At 33.8% G+C, this 24,432-nt stretch carries 14 protein-coding genes; 10 read left to right on the top strand and 4 right to left on the bottom strand.

Features of this window, described 5'->3' with window-relative positions; genetic code table 11:
• Window positions 1-10: 10 nt before the first annotated feature.
• The gene (locus UEQ13_RS07630) at window positions 11-1,921 is read right to left on the bottom strand and encodes a T9SS type A sorting domain-containing protein (protein WP_329805750.1); all 1,911 of its coding nucleotides are present in this window, start codon (window positions 1,919-1,921) and stop codon (window positions 11-13) included.
• Window positions 1,922-2,743: 822 nt separating this feature from the next.
• On the opposite strand from UEQ13_RS07630, the gene UEQ13_RS07635 reads away from it, so the two are divergent.
• The 4 genes from UEQ13_RS07635 (at window position 2,744) to UEQ13_RS07650 (ending at window position 15,360) form a co-directional block, all read left to right on the top strand.
• Window positions 2,744-8,983 (top strand): GEVED domain-containing protein, encoded by a 6,240-nt coding sequence (locus UEQ13_RS07635; RefSeq protein WP_329805751.1) that lies wholly within the window; start codon window positions 2,744-2,746, stop codon window positions 8,981-8,983.
• Window positions 8,984-9,093: 110 nt separating this feature from the next.
• Window positions 9,094-9,297 (top strand): hypothetical protein, encoded by a 204-nt coding sequence (locus UEQ13_RS07640; protein WP_329805752.1) that lies wholly within the window; start codon window positions 9,094-9,096, stop codon window positions 9,295-9,297.
• 465 nt (window positions 9,298-9,762) lie between these two features.
• A complete protein-coding gene (locus UEQ13_RS07645) occupies window positions 9,763-12,210 on the top strand; it encodes a GEVED domain-containing protein (RefSeq protein ID WP_329805753.1) in 2,448 nt (815 codons plus the stop codon).
• A 270-nt stretch (window positions 12,211-12,480) separates the two neighbouring features.
• Window positions 12,481-15,360: a T9SS sorting signal type C domain-containing protein gene (locus UEQ13_RS07650; RefSeq protein WP_329805754.1), complete on the top strand. Its 2,880-nt coding sequence runs from the start codon at window positions 12,481-12,483 to the stop codon at window positions 15,358-15,360.
• On the opposite strand, the gene UEQ13_RS07655 is transcribed toward UEQ13_RS07650, so the two are convergent.
• Window positions 15,357-15,683 carry a hypothetical protein gene (locus tag UEQ13_RS07655; RefSeq protein ID WP_329805755.1) on the bottom strand — a complete coding sequence of 109 codons (327 nt, stop codon included), beginning with the start codon at window positions 15,681-15,683 and terminating at the stop codon, window positions 15,357-15,359. The two genes, UEQ13_RS07650 and UEQ13_RS07655, sit on opposite strands and share 4 nt — an antisense overlap.
• 28 nt (window positions 15,684-15,711) lie before the next feature.
• On the opposite strand from UEQ13_RS07655, the gene UEQ13_RS07660 reads away from it, so the two are divergent.
• The 5 genes from UEQ13_RS07660 to UEQ13_RS07680 all read left to right on the top strand — a co-directional run bounded on the left by UEQ13_RS07660 (window position 15,712) and on the right by UEQ13_RS07680 (window position 20,804).
• Window positions 15,712-15,888, top strand: coding sequence for a DUF5522 domain-containing protein (locus tag UEQ13_RS07660; protein ID WP_329805756.1), 177 nt, complete (start codon window positions 15,712-15,714; stop codon window positions 15,886-15,888).
• A 132-nt stretch (window positions 15,889-16,020) separates the two neighbouring features.
• Window positions 16,021-18,000 carry a urocanate hydratase gene (locus UEQ13_RS07665; RefSeq protein WP_329805757.1) on the top strand — a complete coding sequence of 660 codons (1,980 nt, stop codon included), beginning with the start codon at window positions 16,021-16,023 and terminating at the stop codon, window positions 17,998-18,000.
• A gap of 10 nt (window positions 18,001-18,010) precedes the next feature.
• Complete coding sequence (locus tag UEQ13_RS07670) at window positions 18,011-18,541, top strand: DUF4136 domain-containing protein (RefSeq protein ID WP_329805758.1); 531 nt, start codon at window positions 18,011-18,013, stop codon at window positions 18,539-18,541.
• A gap of 131 nt (window positions 18,542-18,672) precedes the next feature.
• Complete coding sequence (locus UEQ13_RS07675) at window positions 18,673-20,433, top strand: aromatic amino acid hydroxylase (RefSeq protein WP_329805759.1); 1,761 nt, start codon at window positions 18,673-18,675, stop codon at window positions 20,431-20,433.
• Between the two features lie 62 nt (window positions 20,434-20,495).
• Entirely contained in the window at window positions 20,496-20,804 is a 309-nt protein-coding gene (locus tag UEQ13_RS07680; protein WP_329805760.1) for a rhodanese-like domain-containing protein, read from the top strand.
• A 30-nt stretch (window positions 20,805-20,834) separates the two neighbouring features.
• On the opposite strand, the gene UEQ13_RS07685 is transcribed toward UEQ13_RS07680, so the two are convergent.
• Complete coding sequence (locus UEQ13_RS07685; RefSeq protein WP_329805761.1) at window positions 20,835-21,497, bottom strand: DUF4230 domain-containing protein; 663 nt, start codon at window positions 21,495-21,497, stop codon at window positions 20,835-20,837.
• A 2-nt stretch (window positions 21,498-21,499) separates the two neighbouring features.
• Window positions 21,500-22,447 (bottom strand): GSCFA domain-containing protein, encoded by a 948-nt coding sequence (locus tag UEQ13_RS07690; protein ID WP_329805762.1) that lies wholly within the window; start codon window positions 22,445-22,447, stop codon window positions 21,500-21,502.
• Between the two features lie 198 nt (window positions 22,448-22,645).
• Here UEQ13_RS07690 and UEQ13_RS07695 point away from each other — a divergent pair, with 198 nt between their 5' ends.
• Window positions 22,646-24,391, top strand: coding sequence for an ABC transporter ATP-binding protein (locus tag UEQ13_RS07695; protein ID WP_329805763.1), 1,746 nt, complete (start codon window positions 22,646-22,648; stop codon window positions 24,389-24,391).
• Window positions 24,392-24,432 lie beyond the last annotated feature (41 nt).

The following is a 24,432-nucleotide window of genomic DNA, read 5'->3' on the forward strand; positions in this document are numbered from 1 at the left end:
ATTTATTTTATTAGTTTCCTACAATAATTTTCTTTTCAACAGAAACATTATCAGCAGTATTTAATTTAACAATATAAACACCATCACTTAAAGCGTTTGTAGGCAATTCAATTAAATTATTTTTACCTAAGTTTTTCTTAGTAATCACTAATTTTCCAGTAACATCATAAACAGTACAATTTAAAACGTCTTTATTTAAAGTGTTCACAATAGTTAACATAGCATTTTTATTATTTTGAAATACTTCAAATGAATCAGAAGCTAAACTATTATTATTGTTTGCTAATACTTCAAAGTTTTTAAATGTTACTTCAAAACGAGTAGCATTTTCTCCAGCAGGTAAATTCATGCTAAATTCATTATTTTTGATGTCAAAATAAATTCCTGTTTCTTTATCGTGAATATATACATTCTCAGAATCAGTAAAATTAATAATATCAGAAACTCTAACTTTAAAAGTTGATTGCGCAGCACATTTAAAAGCTATTGGAATTCTTTTATCTATATTAAATGGCAATGTAGTAATTGCACATTTTTTATTGTTATTATCTTGAGTAAAATGAACTAAATTCACAGCATTTGCATATACTTCAGGTGAAATCGCATCATAACCTATATCATAACCATCAGTTGTATTTGGATTAAAAGCCATTGCAATTTCTGAAGATTTTTCATTATTTAATATCGCTAATAATTTAATTTGCGGTACTGGCAATTTAGATAATTGCGAATAATCTATACCGGCAACATTAGGAATTTCATCCCAATTTGTAATAGCTTTATTTTCATTTGAATTTGCGCTTTTTTCAAATGTAGATTCATTTGCAACTCCTTCTTTTACAAAAGCTCTATATGCATTTTTCATTACTGAAGAACCTGCAGCGATACCTTTCACCATAAAACCTTGTCCTATTGGAGAAAAGTGTCTTTTAAAGTTTGATCCTGATGAAGCACCTGTAGTATTTAAAGAACCATCACTATTATATGTATTGTATGTTGCTGCTGTCCATGTCCCTGGAGTACCAACAGTTGCACCATTTGCTACATAGGTCCCGTAACCACCAACATAAGTGCTTAAAACGTGAGAAGCTCCTGATTTACTATGTTCCCAAAAATAAGCAGCACCATCAATAACATTTGGATTAACCCCTGCAGAAATGACTCCTGTTGTAGGATTATATTGTCTACCAGTATGTTCCACTAAGTACATATTTAAATTAATAGCACTTGAATATGGATTTCCAACCAAAGTTAAACCCCCATTAGAAACCGCTACTGAAATATCTCCATCATTTGGTCTTCCTCTAAAATCGTAACGTTGTGCTGCACCTGTTTTGTTAGCTACACCATCTGCGTCAACTGCTAATACATCAGTACCTGAAGTTCCTTTCATAGAAAAACCTTCACCTGGATTTAATGTTTGAGTATTACCAACATATTGCCAATTGGCATAAATAGGAGAAAGAGAAACAAATTTCCAAATCCAATATGGAGCAATCTGCATTGTCCCACCAGATCCACCAGTTGCTGTACCATTATAATTACTAGATGGTAAAATTTCAGCAGCAGTAGAAGAAATTAGACCAGTTGGCCTATTCAATAAAGCAATCCCAAATGGATTCCCAGCTGCACCATTTCCAACAGGCGAACACCAATAGTTGTACTGATAATTATTTACAGTTCCTTCCTGAAAAACAGATAATTTACCTGTTCCAGTATTAACTGAAGACCCAGAACCTTTTTGCAATAATTGAGACGTATTTCTAAGATAGAAATTACCCGTATTATTCAAATTAACATCTTGAGTAACTGTCATATACTGATTTGTCATAAATACATATGAACCATCTTTAACAAATAACTGAGCATTTGCAACACCCGTTAAAGCTATCATTAAACTAGTAAGTAAATTTTTTTTCATGTAAATAAAATTTTGAGTTCAAAAATATTTCTCAAAAGTAATGCTATTTTTTAATATAAGCAAATAAAACAATTGCTTAATGCAATCAAAATTACCTACATACCAAATACTTAAAACGGAATAAACCACACATTAAAAGAATTTCGAAAATAAATTTAACTTTTTACTTTTAAGACTATAATTCATACATACGATTAAAAAAGAATATTGGTTTTAAAACACCACTTGTTTTACAATTTTACAAAAAAATAACGCAACAAAACAAAAAATGTTTAAAAAACGTGTTTTTAAAACAAAAATGTGAAAATTCATTTATTTTATCGAAAAAATTTGCATTTTATCTATTATAACATATATTTGCTTTTCTAATAATAACGAATTTTAACAAATTTATTGTTTATTTTCCATTATTAGACAAAGTTTAATAGTTTAAAAAAACATATAAATGCTTATGATAAAAAAGTACTCTTACAACAAAAAACAATTTGTTTTTAATGATTCGTTATCATTTAAACTAAATTTTAAAACATAAACTTTAAGAAAAATTCTGACAAGCTAATCTACAATATGGTGTTTTTCATTTTATGATAATTTTTCAACAAAATATGAAAAAAAATAATTAACTCTGAGTTTATTAACAATCATTAACTCATTGATTAATATTGATTTAAAAACCAAAACGTATTGATTAGTTATTCGTTCATTAGTTTAAAAAGCATTTATAATAAATTTCAAATAATATGTTTTTAGTTAATATATCAATACAATTGTCTTGATATACATTATGAAATTACAATAGAAAAAAAATAAATCCCCCCGTTTATGAAATACAATTACCATCCAGTAATTCGCCCTCTTGCGATTACTAAAGCAGAAAAACTTACTTTTTCAAAAAGTAAAACTAATTTCTTATTAGCATGCCTTTTTACTTTACTAGGATTTACTGATGTTTTTGGGCAGGTAGCAAATTACACCTTTTCTGAATCTGCTGGAACTTACTCCTCAGCCACAGGAACAACTGTTCATGCTTCCGGTTGGGATGATGCAGTCTCAGCGAATACTATTCCTCTTGGATTCTCATTTTTATTTAATGGCACAAGTTACACAACTTGTTCTATTGCAACTAATGGTTTTTTAACTTTTGGAGGTACCATAGCTGGAACAACAGTATATACCCCTATTTCTTCAGGTACTGGATATTCAGGAGCCATTAGCGCCGTAGGTTTTGATTTAATTTCAAATGCATCTACCATAACGTACACAACAACTGGTACTGCGCCAAACAGGACTTTTATTGCACAATGGAATAATGCAAGAAGATATAGTGGCGGCGCAATTGGAGGTGATTTTAATTTTCAGATAAGACTAAATGAAACTACAAATATTATCAATGTTGTTTATGGAGCATGCACTCCTTCAACCACTACAATTTACTCAGTGGAAGTTGGATTGAGAGGCGCAAGCAATGCCGACTTTAACAATAGAAGTTTAACAAGTAGTGTTGTTTGGGATTCAGCAACAACTGCCGGAGCAGCAAATAATTCTGCATGTAGAACTAGAAGTAATGCATATCCAAATAGTGGTAGAACATTTACTTGGACACCGCCACCGCCTCCTATCATAACAAGTTTAGGTGCGGCAAGCGGTTGTGTTGGTTCGTCTTTAGTAATCACGGGAACTAATTTAACAGCAGCAAGTGCTGTTACTATTGGAGGAACAGCAGCAACTATTACAGCAAACACGGCAACGAGTATAACAGTAACCGTTGGAGCTGGTACTACTGGAACTGTTCAAGTAACAAATCCAAATGGCTCTGCAACATCAGCAGCTACTTTCACTGTAAACCCTTTACCAGCAGCAATTGCTGGCGGATCAGCAACGGTTTGTACAGGTGCTTCTACACCTGCATTCACAAGCGCTACGACTGGTGGAACATGGTCTGTAATAACTGGAACAGGAACAGCAAGTATAACTTCACCTGGAGGTGTTTTAACTGGCACTACTGCAGGATCCGTTACAGTAAGATACACATTACCAACTGGATGTTTTGTAACATCTGGAACTATAACTATACAACAAACTCCAGGCGCTATTGCGGGTGGATCAGCAACCGTTTGCAACGGAGCTTCAACTCCGTCATTTACTAATCCAAACGGAGGCGGAACTTGGTCTGTAGTAAACGGAACAGGTACTGCAACCATAACTGGAGGCGGAGTTTTAACAGGAACTTCAGTTGGTACAGTAACTGTGAATTACACAATTGGCACGTGTACACCAGCAACATTTAACGTTACAATAAACCCAACACCTGCAGCAATTGCCGGTGGAGCAGCAACAGTTTGTACAAGTGGAACTACACCCGCATTTACGAATGCAACTGGAGGCGGAACTTGGTCTATCACTAACGGCACAGGTTCTGCAACAATTGGAGCAGCAACTGGCATAGCAACTGGAGTTACTTCAGGAAACGTTACAGTTGTATATACGGTTTCAGGATGTAGCGTATCAACTACTTTAACAATAATAACAACACCAACCATAACAACTTCTCCAACAAGTGTGAGTGTTGCAGCTGGATCAAACACTTCTTTCACTGTTGCGGCATCAAATACTCCAACCAGTTATACATGGCAAGTTAGCACCAATGCTGGTGGAGCATGGACAACTATTACTAACGGCGGAGTTTATAGTAACGCAACAACTGCAACTTTAAACATCACTGGGGTTACAATGGGCATGGATGGATATCAATACCGTGTTTCAGCAACAAATAATTGTGGCACTTCAACTTATTCAACAGTAGCTTTTTTAAATATCTCATTAGTTTATTGTCCATCTGTACCAAATGTGAATTTTCCAGACGGTATTACAAACGTTCAATTTAACACTATTAATAACACAACAGCAACAACTGCTACTATTCCATATACAGATTACACAGGAACTCAAAACACAACTGTTACTCAAGGGCAATCTCATAACATTAGCGTTAGAGTTAATACAGATGGCGCCTTCACAATGGCTCAAATGGTTTGGTTTGATTGGAACAGAGATGGCGATTTTGATGATGCTGGAGAAGGTTACGACTTAGGAACGGTCACAAACAACGCTAACGGTTTAAGTTCAGCTTGCCCGTTTGCAATCACCATACCAGTTTCATCTGCAATTGGAGTTACTCGAATGAGAGTTTCTTCTCGATTTACAACAGTATCAACTCCATGTGCTAATGGATTTGACGGTGAAGTAGAAGACTATAGCGTTACAATTTTAGCAGCACCTCCATGTATTGAACCTACAGGACAACCTACTGTATTAGCATTAACACCTGGAGCTACTTCAATTAATGGTTCATTTACAGCTGCAGCACCAGTACCTCAAAACTATTTAGTAGTAATGAATACTACAAATATTGCACCAACAGGATTAATTATTGACGGAACTACATATGCAATTGGATCAAGTATCGGTGTAGGAAACACTGTAATTGACACTGACACGAACACGACATTTACAGCTAGTGGTTTAAATACAACCTCAACCTATTATTTCTTCATATATTCATTGAATGCCTTATGTTCTGGAGGACCACTTTACAACACTAATGCAACTGTTTTAACAGGTAATGCCACAACTGTTGGTGCGCCAGCAGCTCCATGTATTCCAGTAACAAATACAGTTAGAAATCAAGACAAATACATCAGTAGAGTTGCTTTTATTGGAACTTTAGTTGAAACAAATAACATAAGTACTTTTACAGATGTAACACCAGGTTATCAAGACTTTACTATTTTAGCTTTAAAAGCTCAGCAAGCTCAAGGCGAAGGAGTTAATCTAATTGTTGAATCTTTTGGCGGAAGAGCTAAATTATACGCTTGGGTAGATTGGAACAAAAATGGAACATTTGAAAACAGCGAAAAAGTATATGGACCACCTGCCGCAGGTATATCAAGTACATTTGGATTTATTATACCTAGCGGAACTGTTCCAGGAGATTACAGAATAAGAGTTAGAACTTTTAACAGTTTCTATAACGATGGTAATGGAGCGAACGGCAATCCTGACGAATATTTCGGATTAAATTTCAATGCCTGTGAACTATTTGACACAGGAATGGTAGGAGCATTTGCTTCAACACAATATGGTGAAGCCGAAGATTATTTATTTACTGTAATTCAAAGATGTGATGCTAACATTACCTCAGTAGTTGACGGAAGCGTTTGTGGTTCTGGGGTTGTAGATTTAATTGCAAATGGAACTGCTGGTACTACTGAAATAAGATGGTATGACGCTCTTACTGGAGGAACATATTTAGGCAACTCAACAAGCGGCGGTACATTTGGAACACCTTCAATTGTTGCAAATACAACTTTCTATTGTACAGCTTGGAATGGAACTTGCGAATCATTTGTAAGAACTCCTGTAGTTGCGAGAGTTAACCCTACTCCAACATTAACTTTTGCACAATCATCACCAGATGTATGTGGTGAAAATGCTATTGTTGCTTTAACAGCTGGAGGAGACAAACAATTATCAGATCTATTATACGAAAGATTTGAAAGCGGTGGATTAGGCGCTTTTACAAACATAAATACCGACGCAACACCAATTGGAATTAAAAACGATACGAAATGGACAAACAGACCTAGTACATTTGTACCTTCAGTAGGATTATCATGGAAACCAGCAATTTCAAGCGGTTTAGCACCTAACCTGTATGCATTAGCTACATCTGACTCTGGAACACCTCCAGATCAGTTAGTAGAAAATTCAATAACTTCAGGAATATTAAATTCAACTTCATATTTGAATTTAACAATGACCATGAAATTTTACTATTCGCGTTATTTCCCAGACAACACAAATAATGCAGATGAATTTGTTACTATTGACATATCTACAAATGGTGGAGCTGCATGGACACCTTTACAAACGTTTACTGCAGATTCAGGAATTGGAACTAAATTTGTGAATTTATCATACAATTTAGATGCTTATATCAACCAAACTAACTTAAGAGTTAGAATTAGACATCACTCGCTAGGAAGTGTAACTGGATATTTACCTGACGGTGTCGCTATAGACGATGTGAGAATTTTTGGAGATTTACCTTTGAACACTGCTTTTGTTTGGAGCGGAGCATCATTACCTGACGTTTATTCGAACCCAACAGCAACAGTACCATATGTTACAGGAAGTCCTGTTGTTACTGTTTATGTAAAGCCAACAATAGCACAATTAGAAATGGGAAGTTATACCTTTACAGCAACTGCTGTTTTATCTAATGGATGTACAGCAAACCAAAACATTACTCTACTTAATAAATCAAAAATTTGGAAAGGAGCTGTTGATAACAATTGGTATAACGCAAACAACTGGAGTCCAATCGGAATTCCTGACACAAATTCTTGTGTAATTGTTCCAGACATTGCTACTTCCGCAAACAGACCTTCTGAAATAAATACAGCTGCTTCTAATGCTTATGCAAAATCATTAGAAGTTAAAAGTAATGGAGTATTAAATATATATCCAAACAATGACTTAACTATAACGGAAGCTATAAACGTAGCTGCTACTGGATTAATAGACTTAGAAAACAGCGCTAGTTTAATTCAAATTAACAATGTTGCAAACACTGGTAACATAAGAATGAAACGTAATGTTAACATTAGAAAACAAGATTATGTTTATTGGTCATCTCCAGTTGCAGGTTTTGCTAATAGCGCCGTATCACCTGGAACTAATTTAGGATATCAATACAAATGGCTTCCTACAACAGGTGGTGTAAATCAATTTGGTAATTGGACATTTGCTAATGAAACAATGGTTTTAGGAAAAGGATACTGTTTAAGAGCTCCAGATACTTACTCATTATCATCATTTACTAATTTCACTGCTACATTTTTAGGTGTACCAAATAATGGAAATATAACTATACCAATTAGTAGAGGAATTTGGAATGGAGGAACTTATTCAACAGGAGTTTCAACAACGCCTGGAACAAATGAGGATGACAACTGGAATTTAGTTGGAAACCCATATCCATCAGCAATTAACGCTCTTAATTTCTTGACTTTAAACACAAATATTGCAGGTTTTGTAAACATTTGGACACATGGTACTTTACCATCGAATGCAACTGCAGATCCATTTTATAACAGTTATGCATACAATTATACACCTACAGATTATTTAACTTTTAACGCAGTAGGCCCATCAACTGGTCCTGGAGCAGGTTCTTTTAATGGAAGTTTAGCAGCTGGACAAGGATTCTTTGTTTCAATGCTTCATGGAACAGCTGCAACAACTGAAAATTTAATTTTCAATAACAGTTTAAGAAGTAACACAAATGCTAATGACGGGTTTTATAAAAACTCCACTAATAAAGATATCAACAATTTAGAAAAACACAGAATTTGGTTCGATTTAGTTTCTCCTAATGGAAATAGTGTTAGATCTTTATTAGGATATGTTGAAAATGCAACTAACGATAAAGACAGATTATTCGAAGCAGTATCAAATGAAAAATTATCATTTAATATTTTCTCTTTAGTAAAAGATGAAAAAATGCTAATTCAAGGAAGACAACTTCCATTTGATAGTAATGACAAAGTTAAAATCGGTATTAGTATTCCACAAGACGGATTATACAAAATAGCATTAAGTTCCATTGATGGTTTATTTTTAGATACCAATCAAAATATCTATCTAGAAGATAAGTTATTAAATGTGATATTCAATTTAAAAGATGCTCCATATTCTTTTATGAGCAACAAAGGAACAGTAAAAGATAGATTTGTTTTAAGATTCGCTAAAGAAATAGAAATTAATGAAATCACAAATCAACTAACTGTTTATGACAATAATGTTTTAACTGTAGAATCTGGAAAATCAAAAATTAAAAACATTCAAATTTTTGATATATTAGGAAAAGAATTATTTACAAAAAACAATGTAAACAATACTAATTATCAAATAAACAGTTTAACCAGAACAAATAGTCTATTGATAGTTAAAATAACACTAGAAGACAATACCGAAGAAGTTAGAAAAGTTATTTACTAATACACACCGCACTTCATTTTAAAAAGGCCTTTACTTTATGTAGAGGTCTTTTTTTTTAAAATAAAACTTTTCTTTAAAAAAAACACTACCTATTGCTGTGTTTGCTAACCATGTTCGCAAATGCACAAGTCGGAATCGGCACTACTACAACCGCAGGTGCTTTAGATCTAAACCCAACCGTTGCTACTAATTACGGTTTAGTTACTCCAAGAGTAGCTTTAACATCAATATTAATTGAAGCACCAGAAGTATTATTTGAAGATTACGGCATTGGAAAATTAGTAAATGGAGAAGTATATATTAATATTGATTAGATTTTAGCCAAATCCTTATTTATCGAAGAAAAACATCCTTTGAAAATTTTCATACAATTAGAAGGAGATAGGAATGGTGTTTTCCTAAAACTAATTTTACACATTCAAGTTTAAATGTATAATCATACTTAACTTTTCTTTCCATAAAAACACCCCAAATAGTGTCTAACTTTTGAGGATATTCATTTGTCAGTCTTTTTTTAATGATATATATATATAATTTAACCACAATCACAATATCCTAACAATTAAGTAATTTTTTATGTCATTTAACGCATAATGATGTGTTTCATCGACAAATAATGTTTTGCATCGAATATTTTAAACATTTCGTATAGAATTTGTTTAAAATTTATATATTGCTCAACGAATTTAAAAAATAATTTCACAATATGGAATTAACACATTAATTCTTAATTAAATATTAAACAATAACTAAAAAAAAAACACAAAACTACTTATAAAATGAACAACAAGGTCAACCACCCGAGACTCAAAACTTTAACCAATTTTAAAAAACACATTACTAATAAACTTAATTTATTACTGTTTTTTCTTTTTTTAATTTTTACAACTACAACTTTTTCGCAAACTGTTGACACATTCTCAACAGCTGGAACTGGAACATGGGTTTGCCCCGCTGGTGTTACCTCGGTAAAAATTGAAGCTTGGGGAGCTGGTGCTGGAGGTGGATTTGCAAGAGCTACTAACAATGCTGCTGCAGGTGGTGGAGGTGGAGGTGAATACACCTACTCAAACACAATAAGCGTGGTTCCTGGAACTACCTACTATTATAGAGTTGGTACTGGCGGATCAGGAGGTTTACAAACTGGTACTGCAGCAACTGCCGGAGGATCAAGTTGTTTTTCAACAGCTACAAATTGTGGAGGAACAATATTAACATCAGCAAACGGAGGAAATATCGGAACTTCAGTTGCAACAAATACAAGTGGAACTGGAGGAACTGGAGGAACTGGAGGTGTTTTTTCAAATGGTGGAGCTTTTAGAGGCGGAAACGGAGCTAATGGATTAAATGGAAATGGCGCAAGCTTCGGAGGCGGAGGAGGCGGAGGCGGTGCAAGCACACTTGGTAACGGAGGAGATACAACAAATAGAAATGGAGGTATTGGCACAGGTGTTGGCGGTGGAAATGGTGGAAATGGCGGTTCAAATCTTGATGGAACTAGCGGAAATAATATCGGCGGCGGCGGCGCTGGTGGTCATAGAAATAATAATAGCAATAATGGTGGAAATGGTGGTAACGGTCAAATTAGAATAACATACACAATACCAGGTAGTTATTGTGCAGCAACAAATACAGCTTCAACATCCTATTATATAACAAATGTAACCTCAACAGGAGGTGTTGCTAATTTTAATAATAGTTCAGCAGCATTTGCAGCATATTCAAATTTTTCTGCACAATTTGTAAGTCAATTCCCTGGAGCTAATTTTTCTTTAAGCGCAACGCATCCAACAAGTACCTACGGATATAATGTTTGGGTAGATTGGAATAATGATACAGATTTTAATGATGCAGGTGAAAATGTACTTTCTACAGGATATCTTAGTACTCCAGCAAGTTTAGGTAGTGTAACAATTCCGTTAGGTCAAGCTGCAGGAGATTACAGAATGCGTATAAGAAATGCTTATTTAAGCAACCCTGCTCCAGCATGTGGGGCATTTGATTATGGAGAAGCTGAAGATTACACTGTTCGAGTTATTGCGTCTCCAGCATGTTCAGGAGCTCCAACTGCAGGAACTACAACAGTCTCACCAGCAACTGGAAGTCCTGGATCATCTTATACGGTTTCAGCTTCTGGATTTACAAATGCAACTGGGCTAACATTTCAATGGCAATATAGTACAACTGGTAGCGGTGGACCATGGACAAACCAGGGTTCTGCTACAGGAACTTATTCTAATTATACTGCAACAGCACCTGCTTTAGGTATCACAACCCATTGGCGTTTAGTTGTTACTTGTACTGCAAGTGCTCAAAGCGCAAATTCAGTAACAGCTGCATTTACATCCGTTTCAACACAAAATATACCTACAACAGGAAACAACACAGTAACTTGTGGAACAAATATCGTATTATTTGATAATGGTGGAAACGCTGGAGATTATGCAAATAGCTCAAATGGATATACAGTTTTAGAGGCTGGATTAGGAGCAACAATTAATATTTCGGGAAACTATGTTACTGAAAGTTCTGATTACATAAAAATTTATAATGGAACTGGAACTGGTGGTACTTTATTAGGCACTTATTCTGGAACTGGATCTATTAACTATACTGGTACAGCTGGACAAACTTTAACCGTTCAATTTACTTCAGATAGTTCAATTGTATACTCTGGTTTTTCTCTTTCAGTTAACTATAGCGGAACTTGTTTCCCTGTTTGCGCTGGAACTCCAACTGGAGGAACTGCAGTAGCAACACCAGGATCAGCTTCACCAGGATCAACATACACAGTCTCTGCATCTGGATATACTGGAGCAACTGGACTAACATTTCAATGGCAATATAGCACAACTGGTAGTGGTGGCCCATGGATAAACCAAGGCGCTTCTTCTGCGACTTATTCAAACGTTACTGCAACGGCTCCTGCATTAGGTACAACTGTTTTATGGCATTTAATAGTTACTTGTACTAGTAGTGGACAAAGTGGAACTTCTACAAATGGAACTTTTAACTCTGTATCAACTCAAAATATTCCAACAACTGGAAACACTACAGTAACATGTGGTACAAATATCGTTTTATACGACAATGGTGGAAGTACAGGAGACTATGCAAATAGCTCAACTGGATATACAGTTTTAGAAGCTGGACTTGCATCAACAATAACCATTTCAGGAAACTATATTACAGAAAATAGTCTTGATTACATTAGAATTTATAACTGAACTGGAACTGGAGGAACTTTATTAGCTTCTTATACAGGAACAGGTTCAATTAACTATACAGGAACTGCTGGACAAACTTTAACGGTTCAATTTTATTCTGATAGTACTACCATTTATTCAGGTTTTAGTCTATCTGTATCTTATACTGGTGTTTGTTTTCCTGCTTGTGCAGGAACACCAACTGCAGGAACTGTAACCACTACACCTAATACAGGATGGTCAGGCTCTTCATATAGTGTTGTTGCTTCAGGATATACTCAAGCTTTAAACATGACATATCAATGGCAATATAGCACAAACGCTGGTGGACCATGGACAAATGCTGGCGTAGCAACTAGTTCATATGCTAATTATAGTGCTGTAGCTCCTGCAAGTGGACTTGTATATTGGCACTTAGTTGTTACTTGTACAAATAGTGGTCAAAGCACAACTTCTTCAAATGGCGTTTTTACAACAATGACAGTAAGTACTGTTGTAACAGGATGTCCTAATGTTGTATCAGGAGGCTTAGGTTTAAGTGGAGCAGATCCAGCAGCAGTAAATTGTACCGCAGCGTCAACTTGTGTTGATTTAGAAGCTACTTATTTAGATTTAGGAGAAACAACAGACTATATAGTTGAACCTATAGTATATAATCCTCCACGTAGTTTTACAGGATTAGCTAATCCGGTGAGTGTTAATACAGATGACGTTTGGTCTCCAATTGTAAACCTACCGTTTAATTTTTGTTTTTATGGAAATACATACACTCAATGTGTAATTGGTTCTAATGGAATATTAAGTTTTAATACTGCTTTAGCAGGAAATTCAAGTGGATATAGTTTTAACAACAACATTCCAATTAGCGGAAATACTGTATTAAGAGAAAATTCAATTTTTGGTGTTTTTCACGATATTAATCCAGGTGTAGGAACTTTAAAACAAGTTGGTTGGGAATTAATCACTTTACCAACAGGATGTAGAGCTTTAGTAGCATCTTGGTCAAATGTACCGATGTTTAGTGACAATACGATTTTATATACAGGAATGATGGTATTGTACGAAAATTCAAATATTATTGAAGTTTATATTAATAACAAAATGCTTGATAATGCTGGCGCTGGAACTTGGAATGATGGTAATGCAATCGTAGGTATTCAAAATGCAACTGGTACTTTAGCTTCTGTGCCTCCAGGAAGAAATGGTCTTGATCCAAACTGGACAGCAACTAATGAAGCTTGGCGTTTTGTACCAAATGGTACTTCAATCGCATCAATTAAATGGTATGAAGGGGCTGGAGTTGCAGGACCTGTTGTAGGAACTACACAAACAATAAACGTATGCCCTACTTCAACTACAACTTACACCGCAGAAATTACATACACTTTATGTGACGGAAGAACAATTAAAGAAACGGATCAAACTACTGTTACCATCAATGGAGCAAAAGTCTGGAATGGTTCTGTAAGTACTAACTGGAATATCGCTAACAACTGGACGCCTACAGGAGTTCCAACTTCAGCAGACTGTGTAGTAATACCTAACGTAGCAAACGACCCAATTATTGGAGGAACTAACTATAGTGGTTTAGGATTAAATTTAGCAGTAAATACAGATGCAATCTTAAACATTACAGCAACAAATGCTTTAAAAATAACTGATGTTATTAATGTAAATCCAACAGGAACAATTATTGTTCAAGATGACGCAAGTATCGTTCAAATAAACAATGTTCCTAACACAGGAAACATTCAATATCAAAGAAATGCTAATATTAGACGTCAAGATTATGTTTATTGGTCAACTCCAGTAGCTAATTTCGCAAGTAACGCTGTTTCTCCTGGAACAAGTTTAGGATATCAATATAAATGGACACCTACTATTGCAGGAAACACGAATCAATTTGGAAATTGGGCGTTAGCTAACGAAACTATGGTTAAAGGCAAAGGATATTGTGTAAGAGCACCTGATTCCTATTCACTTTCTGCATTTGCTAATTATACATCTACATTTATTGGAGTGCCTAATAACGGAAACATAACAATTCCAATTAGTAGAGGTACATTTAATGGAGCCAATTACTCAACAGGAGTTTCTACAACTCCTGGAACTAAAGATGATGATAACTGGAATTTAGTTGGAAACCCATACCCTTCTGCAATTCACGCTGTTAATTTCTTAACATTGAACACAAACATTGCAGGTTTTGTTAATATTTGGACACATGGCTCATTGCCTTCTAACGCAACAGCAGATCCTTTTTATAATGATTATGCTTATAACTATACACCAACCGATTATATCACTTATAATTCTGTAGGAGCATCTAGTGGCGCAGGTACATTTAATGGTAGAATCGCAGGTGGACAAGGATTCTTCATATCAATGTTACATACTTCAGCTGCAACAACGGAAAATTTAAATTTCAACAATACACTAAGAAGTAATACATATGATAATACTGTATTTTACAAGAATTCTAATGAGGATAAAAGCGCTGACGAATTAGAAAAACACAGAATTTGGTTTGATTTAGTTACGCCTTCAGGAACAAGTATTAGATCTTTATTAGGATATGTTGAAAATGCGACTAATCAAAGTGATAGATTATTTGATGCATTTTCAAATGAAAAATTATCATTCAATATCTTCTCATTAATTGAAGAGGAACAAATGTTAATTCAAGGTAGAAAACTTCCATTTGATGTTAATGACAAAGTTAATATCGGTGTAAGTATTCCTCAAGATGGATTGTATAAAATTGCATTAAGTTCTGTAGATGGATTATTTTTAGAAACCAAACAAAACATCTATTTAGAAGATAAATTATTAAATGTAATTTTCAGTTTAAAAGATGCACCTTATTCATTTATGAGTAACAAAGGTACTATTAAAGATAGATTTGTTTTAAGATATACAAAATCTGATAAAATTACAGAACTTACAAATCAATTAACTGTTTACGACAATAATGCATTAACAGTTGAATCTGGTAAATTGAAAATAAAAGATGTTGTAATTTTTGATACTTTAGGAAAACTATTACTTAACAAAAACAATGTAAATGATAAAAATTATCAAATCACTAATTTGAACAGAACAAATAGTATGTTGATCGTAAAAGTTACTTTAGAAGATAATACAGAAGAAGTAAGAAAAATTATTTACTAATAATAGTTTAAAAATCTCCAAAAAGACCTTTGTTTTAAATAACAAAGGTCTTTTTCATTTTCATAAGCTTCTCGTTCAAACGAAATATTCTTATAAGCCAAATGCCAATTTTTATATTTTATGTATCCAAACAAAAATTCCGTGACATAAATAACAAAAAAAGGTAGCACCAACATTTCTAATTGTTGTCTGATATGTATTTTTTCATGATTCAATAATACAGCATCGTTTCTATCTAATTTCTCAGATAAAACAATAAAAGGAAATAAAGTGATTCCTCTCACCCACTTTGGGGTTAAATATTTAAAAACTATTACAATCATTTGATACAAAGTTGCTAAATTTGCCTTTATGAACAATGAAATAAATCCAAATAATTTAAAAGAAGGTGAAGATTTTTATTACACACCTGAAGGATACAAATGTTTTACCGAAAAATACCATCTAAAACGTGGCTATTGCTGTAAAAGTGGTTGTCGTCATTGTCCTTACGGATTTGACAAAAAAACTGGCACCATCAAAAAATAAAAAATGGACATTCAATTATTCAAATATCGAATCAAAATTCACAAATCCTATCATAGGTCTGACATTCGTTATCCCTAGGTTTCAATTATCTGAAATTTAGAACATAAACCTAACGAATTAAAAAACAAAAAAATGACTTTCAAAGAACAAATACAACAAGGTATTCCATCTGTTTTACCACAGCCAAAAACTTACGAGACTTCCATAAATCACGCGCCAAAACGTAAAGAAATATTATCCGCAGATGAAAAAAAATTAGCCTTAAAAAACGCACTTCGTTATTTTGACGCGACACATCATGCGGAATTACTTCCTGAATTTAAAGCGGAATTAGAAACGTATGGTCGAATTTACATGTACCGTTTTCGTCCAGATTACGAAATGAAAGCGCGACCAATTTCTGATTATCCAGGAAATTCAGAACAAGCAAAAGCAATCATGTTGATGATTCAAAATAATTTAGATTATGCTGTAGCTCAACATCCGCAGGAATTAATTACTTATGGTGGAAACGGTGCCGTTTTTCAAAACTGGGCGCAATATTTGTTAACGATGAAGTATTTGTCTGAAATGACAGACGAACAAACGTTATCCATGTATTCTGGTCATCCAATGGGACTTTTCCCTTCTCATAAAGAAGCACCAAGAGTAGTGGTAACAAATGGAATGGTTATCCCTAATTATTCTAAACCAGACGATTGGGAAAAAATGAATGCTTTAGGTGTTTCTCAATACGGTCAAATGACGGCAGGAAGTTATATGTACATTGGTCCGCAAGGAATTGTGCACGGAACAACTATAACAGTTTTAAATGGCTTCAGAAAAATCAAAAAATCACCAACTGGAGGTTTATTCGTAACTTCTGGATTAGGTGGAATGTCTGGCGCACAACCAAAAGCTGGAAACATTGCAGGATGTGTTACGGTTTGTGCCGAGGTTAACCCGAAAATTACACATATTCGTCATTCTCAAGGTTGGATTAACGAAATTGTAGAAGATATTACACTTTTAGTCGCAAGAGTTCGAAAAGCTTTAGAGAACAAAGAAGTAGTTTCAATCGCTTATTTAGGAAATATTGTAGATGTTTGGGAACGTTTTGACCAAGAAAATCTACATATCGATTTGGGTTCTGATCAAACTTCATTACATAATCCATGGGCTGGTGGCTACTACCCTACTGGTTTTTCATTTGAAGAATCGAATGAAATGATGGCAAACCATCCAGATAAGTTTAAAGAAGAAGTTCAAAAAACATTACGTCGTCATGCAGATGCAATTAATAAACATACTGCAAAAGGAACGTATTTCTTCGATTACGGAAACGCCTTTTTATTAGAAGCTTCTCGAGCTGGAGCAGATATTATGGCAGAAAATCATATCGATTTCAAATATCCAAGTTATGTGCAAGACATTATGGGACCGATGTGTTTCGATTATGGATTTGGACCTTTCCGTTGGGTTTGTGCTTCTGGAAATCCGGAAGATTTAGCGAAAACAGATAAAATTGCTTGTGATGTTTTAGAAGAAATGATGAAAAATTCGCCAGTTGAAATTCAACAACAAATGGCAGATAACATCCAATGGATTAAAGGCGCACAAGAAAATAAATTAGTAGTGGGTTCTCAAGCTCGTATTTTATATGCAGATGCCGAAGGAAGAATTAAAATTGCAGAAGCGTTCAACCAAGCGATTGCTCGTGGAGAAATTGGCATGGTAGTTTTAGGTCGCGATCATCATGATGTATCAGGAACCGATTCGCCTTACAGAGAAACTTCAAATATTTATGATGGTTCTCGTTTCACAGCAGATATGGCCATTCAAAACGTAATTGGAGATAGTTTCCGTGGTGCTACATGGGTTTCTATTCATAATGGCGGTGGCGTTGGCTGGGGCGAAGTGATAAACGGAGGTTTTGGCATGCTTCTTGATGGAACTAAAGAAGCATCTAAACGTTTGGAAATGATGTTGTTCTGGGATGTGAATAACGGAATTTCAAGAAGAAATTGGGCAAGAAATGAAGGAGCTATTTTCGCCATAAAACGCGCCATGGAAGTACAACCTTTATTGAAAGTAACCCTTCCAAACTTAGTAGATGAAAATTTATTAACTTAATAATAAAATTATGAAGACTCTAAAACTACTATCCATTTTAGGATTTTTTATCCTGACCTCTTGTGCTTCTGTATCAGTAAATACTGATTATGACAAAAAAGCAAACTTCGCATCGTATAAAACGTATGCCTATAGTAAGAACAGTATTGATAAACTTGAAATTTCAGATTTAGACAAAAAACGAATTTTATACGCTATTGATGACGCTATGCCTGCGAAAGGTTTTTCAAAATCAGAAAATCCAGATGTACTAATTAGTATTTTCACTAAAGAAAGAGAACGTGTTGATGTTTACAATAACATGGGCTGGGGATTTGGAGGAGGTTTTGGCTGGGGACCAGGTTGGGGAATGGGTTACACCAGAACTACTACCACGCCAGAAGGAACATTATATATAGATATTATTGATGCGAAAACAAAAGAATTAGTTTGGCAAGGTATTGGAACTGGCTATTTAACAACCAATTCCGAAAAAAAAGAGGAAAGAATTGCAGAATTTGTGGCAAAAATTTTAGAAAAATACCCACCAATTGTAAAATAAAATTTAATTCAATAGAAATACATAAATCCTGATAAGTTGTTAAACCTATCAGGATTTATATTTTGCATGATAAAAATCATAATTTGATATAAAATTTATCGTAATTTTACATCAAACAACAAAACATAAAGATGGAATCAAATTTTGAAAGTAACCCATTGATTGACAGGTTACCTAAACATTTAAAACAATTCATAATCCCTCAAGATTATAACGATTATACACCTATAAACCAAGCGGTTTGGAGATATGTAATGCGCAAAAACGTAGATTACTTATCAAAAGTTGCTCATAATTCTTATTTAGAAGGTTTAGATAAAACAGGTTTAGAAATAGACAATATCCCGAATATGTATGGTATGAACCGTATTTTAAAGGAAATTGGTTGGGCTGCTGTTGCTGTAGACGGATTCATTCCGCCAAGTGCATTTATGGAATTTCAAGCGTATAATGTATTAGTTATTGCTTGTGATATTCGTCAGTTAGAACATATTGAATACACACCTGCTCCAGATATTATTCACGAAGGTGCGGGCCACGCTCCTATTATCGCCAATCCAGAATATGCCGAATATTTACGTCGTTTTGGTGAAATTGGTTGCAAAGCCATTTCGTCAGCTCGTGATTACGAATTGTATGAAGCCGTTCGATTATTATCAATCGTAAAAGAAGCAGAAGGTACGCCAGAAGCAGAAATTAAAGCCGCAGAAGACCAAGTAGAGTTTTTACAAAACAACATGGGCGAATTGTCTGAGATGTCAAAAATTAGAAATTTACATTGGTGGACCGTTGAATATGGTTTAATTGGAACTGTTGAAAATCCAAAAATATATGGTGCTGGTTTGTTATCTTCTATCGGAGAAAGCGCTTGGTGCATGACAGATAACGTAAAGAAAATTCCTTACGATATTTCAGCTGCTGACCAAAGTTTCGATATTACAAAACCACAACCGCAACTTTATGTTACACCAGATTTTGCACAATTAAGCTCTGTTTTAGAAGAATTTGCTAATAAAATGGCTCTTAGAACTGGCGGATTATCTGGAATTAAAAAATTAATTACTTCCAAAAATTTAGGAACTGTAGAATTAAGTACGGGTTTACAAATTTCTGGAGTTTTTACCAATGTTATTGAAAACGAAGGGAAACCAGTTTACATACAAACTACTGGACAAACTGCTTTATCGTATAGAGAAAAAGAATTAGTGAGTCACGGAACAGATGCGCACGCAGAAGGTTTTGGATCGCCAATTGGTAAGTTAAAAGGTATCAATTTATCGATTGAAGACATGGGGCCAAGAGATTTACGCGCTTATGACATTTACGAAGGTGAACAAATTACTTTAGAATTTGAAGGAAACATTAAAGTTTCTGGAGAAATTGTAACGGGAACAAGAAATTTACAAGGCGAAATTTTATTAATTAAATTCAAAAATTGTACCGTAACTCACGGTGAAACGATATTATTTGCACCTGAATGGGGGATTTACGATATGGCTGTTGGTAAAAAAATTACCTCAGCATTTTCAGGACCAGCAGATGTGAATAGTTTTGATATGATTAGCCACGTACCTTCAAGTCATACTATAAAACAAAAAAAATCAGCGAAAAGAGAAGAATTAGAAAGTTTATATAAAAACATAAGAAATCTAAGAGAAGGAAAACCAGCTGAAATTACTTTAAAAGAAGCATTTGGAGCCGTAACTGCTCATCACGAAAATGACTGGTTGCTTTCTGTTGAAATTGCTGAATTAGCTAAGAAAGAAAATAATTCTGACTTAATTGATAAAGTATTAAATCATTTAGAGAAAGTAAAAATCAATCGTCCAGAAGTGGCACATTTAATTGATGGTGGATTAGAATTAATTTTCGAAAAAGCTACAAATATCTAATAGTAACATTTGTTACAAAACAAAATCTATCATTCCCATATATTTGCTTAAAACAAACGAATATGGGAATTTTAGATTTTTTAGGTTTTGGAGATAAATCCAAACAAATTGCAGAATTTACAGCAAAAAACGCTGTAATTATTGATGTAAGAACGTATGAAGAATTTGCTGGCGGACATATCAAAAACTCCAAAAACATTCCTTTACAAGTTATCGAATCAAAAATTAACGATATTAAAAAATTAAACAAACCCGTAATTGCATGTTGTAGAACAGGAAGAAGAAGCGGAATTGCAGCAATGATTCTAAAGAAAAATGGCATCGAAGCAATGAACGGTGGTGGTTGGCAAAGTTTACAAAGTAAGTTATAATAAAAAGTCCCGATTTACTCGGGACATTTTTTAGTTTAAAAACTTCTGTTTCACTTCTTTGTCGGAAGTTATGACTTCATCTTTATATTTCATCGTCCAACCTAAATTTTTGGTTACAATAAATAAACTATTTAATTCTGATAACAATCTGTTTTTCGCGTTGGTTTTTAAATTCGAAGCTTGAATCTTTTTAGACAAATTCGCTCTAGCAATTTTATTGATTTTATTATAATCTTCACCTGTAAATTCATTGAACGTACTCGATTCCGTATTATAATATTTAAAATCTGGTGCGATTTTGATTTCTTCTTTCGGAATTTCAACAACTGTAATGATTTTATTTATCGAATCAATATCGTATTTCATTTTACTCAAATCGAAACTTACGGTAACATCAGCATTAATCACTACGATGGCTTTTTTCTCAAAAGAAAGCAAATCACCCATATATTTTTTAGAATCTTTATAGGTAATCACTTCAGCAAAATGACCTTCTGTAACCACTAATTTACCAACATTTTTAATTTGTTGTTGAATTAAAGCCGTATCATATTCTACAACAGAAGTATCGCCTTTTGAAGAAAAATACTTATAACCAAAAAACAAAACTAATGCTACTAAAATTAGAATAATCCATTTTCTAAATTCTGTTAGTATTCCGAAAAAACTTGGTTTTTGTATAGTTGATGTCATAATTAAAATTGAATATTAGGATGTTTATTGACTAAGGTATTTATTTTCTGATTCAAATTCTCTAAAAACTTTTTATGACTTTCCGAATTCGGATTAAAAGGTCGATGTTTCAAAGCGCGTTGAATTTCGCAAACTTGATTCATCAAACCGAATTCCTTCTCATCAACATAATTTTCAAAGAATTTTATCCAAATATAATCGATAGCTGTTTGATTCGGATGCAACATATCTTCGGCATAAAAACGATAATCGCGCAACTCATCCATCATAATTTCGTAGCTCGGAAAATAATTCGAAGTTGGAAATTGGAAGTTAGAAGCATGCAAAGCTGAAATTAAATGTGCTTTACTCAACGTATTTTCTACAAAACCGTCTTTAATATGTCGAACTGGCGAAACCGTAAAAACAAAGTTGCAATTCGGATTTATAGTTTGAATTTCTGAAATTATATTTTGCAAACTCGCTTCAATTTGAGCGATTGAAAGTAACTCTTTTACAAATTGTTTTTGAGGTACTTTATGACAATTCGCTACAATTTCATTACTTTCAATATGTCTGTAAACCCAAGAAGTTCCTAGTGTAATTATTACATGTGTTGATTTGGAAAGTTCTTGATTTGTGGAATCTATTAATCGATTTAAATTACTAAGAAATTCTTCTTGATTTGGATTCGAAAGTTCCGAATGTACTTCATAACAATGCCAAGCTTCGTTATGATAAAAAACATCATTTTCTGTGAAATATTTTTTGTGAATACTTCTAAGAATCAATTTTTCTAAAGAAACGGGATTGAAAATAATTCCAAACGGATTGACCACATTTTCAAATTTAAAATACTCCAATTTCTCCGCCATATTTTCGGCAAAACAAGAACCTAATGACAATACTTTAGAAGTATAATCTATTGGGAAATAGGATTTTTGTAGAGGTATTTGTGTTTGAAAGTGCATCGTTTTTGAAATCTTAATCCAAAAGTACAAAAACAAGTTAAATAGTTACTAAAAATTACAGTAAGACTTTTTATTCCGTATTTTTGCACGATAAAATTTTTCAAATGATATCACCATTAACAACAAATTTGCGTAAGCAAATACCAATAATTAAGAGAGTGATACATATGTTACCTATAAAAAATAAGATTTAAACATATGAAACTACTTTACGCCTATCTAAAAAAACACAAATTACTCCTATTTTTTGCCTTATTGATGGCAACAATCAATATTTGCTTTAGTTTATCCGATTCTATTATTACTGGTAAATTAATGCAAGATTGCGGTGTAGGAATTGCAAAATACAAAGGAAACGAAATCGGTTTTATCAAATCAGTAGGTTTTTGGTTAGGACTTTCGCTTGGTGCCGCCATGATTTCGAGAATTACTAAAAACTTTCAAGATTATTTTACCAATATTGTCATTCAAAGAACGGGTGCAGAAATGTATACTGATGGAATTAAAAAATCGTTAGATTTACCTTATGTTGATTTTGAAGACCAAAGTAGCGGACAAACGTTAAGCAAATTACAAAAAGCCAGAACCGATTCTGAAAAACTAATTACACTTTCTATTTCCTTAATTTTTCAAACCATAATTGGATTCATTTTTGTGATTGTTTACATTTCAAGAATTGATTACAGAATTGCTTTCGTATTTGTAATTACGGCTCCAATTATTGCGTTTATAAGTTCGTTTTTAGGAAAGAAAATCAAAGCGGTTTCAAGAACAATTGTTATGCAAACCAACTCATTAGCTGGTTCCACAACAGAAAGTTTACGTAACATCGAATTAGTAAAAAGTTTAGGATTAACTTCTCAGGAAGAAGGTCGATTAAATTCGAACACCCATAAAATTCTACAATTAGAAATTCAGAAAATTCAATTCATTAGAAGTTTGAGTTTCATTCAAGGCACAACGGTTCACTTTATGCGAACTTGTGTGGTTTTTGCTTTATATTATTTCTTATTTAGCGAAAAAATTGTCGTTGGTGATTTATTAACTATGGTGTTTTTCACTTTCTTCATCTTCAATCCGCTACAAGAATTAAGTGCGTTTATCATTGCGAAAAATGAAACCAAAGTTTCTATGGAAAATTTCGAACAATTATTAAATGCGAAATCAGAACACCGACCAGAAACACCAGAACATTTCGGGAAAATTAGTTCTTTAGTTTTTTCTAATGTGAGTTTTCAGCACAAATCAGCGAAACAACCTGCTGTAGAAAACATTAATTTCAACATCAAACAAGGAGAAACGGTTGCTTTTGTTGGACCTTCAGGCGCTGGAAAAACAACATTGGTAAAATTATTAGTTGGTTTATATCAACCTGCTGTTGGTCATGTTTTATATAATGGAATTGATTCCAAAGCCATCGATATGTTAGAATTGCGACAACAATTAGGTTTCGTAACACAAGATGCGCAACTTTTTTCAGGAACCATCAGAGAAAATTTATTATTCGTAAAACCAGAAGCAACCGACGAAGAAGTTCTAAATGCACTGCATAGAGCGAGTTGTGATAATTTATTAGCTCGAGCTGAAAAAGGTTTAGATTCGACAATTGGCGAAGGCGGAATAAAGATTTCGGGTGGTGAAAAACAACGTTTATCTATCGCTAGAGCGATTTTAAGAAATCCGAATTTATTAATTTTTGACGAAGCCACTTCCGCTTTAGATTCGATAACCGAAGAAGAAATTAATAGTACGATTAGAAACATTTCGGATGAAAACAGAATTACAGTTCTTATCGCTCACCGATTGTCAACTATCATGCATGCTGATAAAATATTTGTATTAGAACAAGGAAAAATTATCGAACAAGGTAAACACGAAGATTTATTAGTGGAAAAAGGGTTGTATTACGCGATGTGGCGCCAACAAATTGGGGAAAGAAAATAAAATCTATTAATATAAAAAGAAACACGGATTAAAGAAATTAT

Origin of the sequence: Flavobacterium facile, from assembly GCF_036321945.1 — a bacterium.
GTDB classification, from domain to species: Bacteria; Bacteroidota; Bacteroidia; order Flavobacteriales; family Flavobacteriaceae; genus Flavobacterium; species Flavobacterium facile.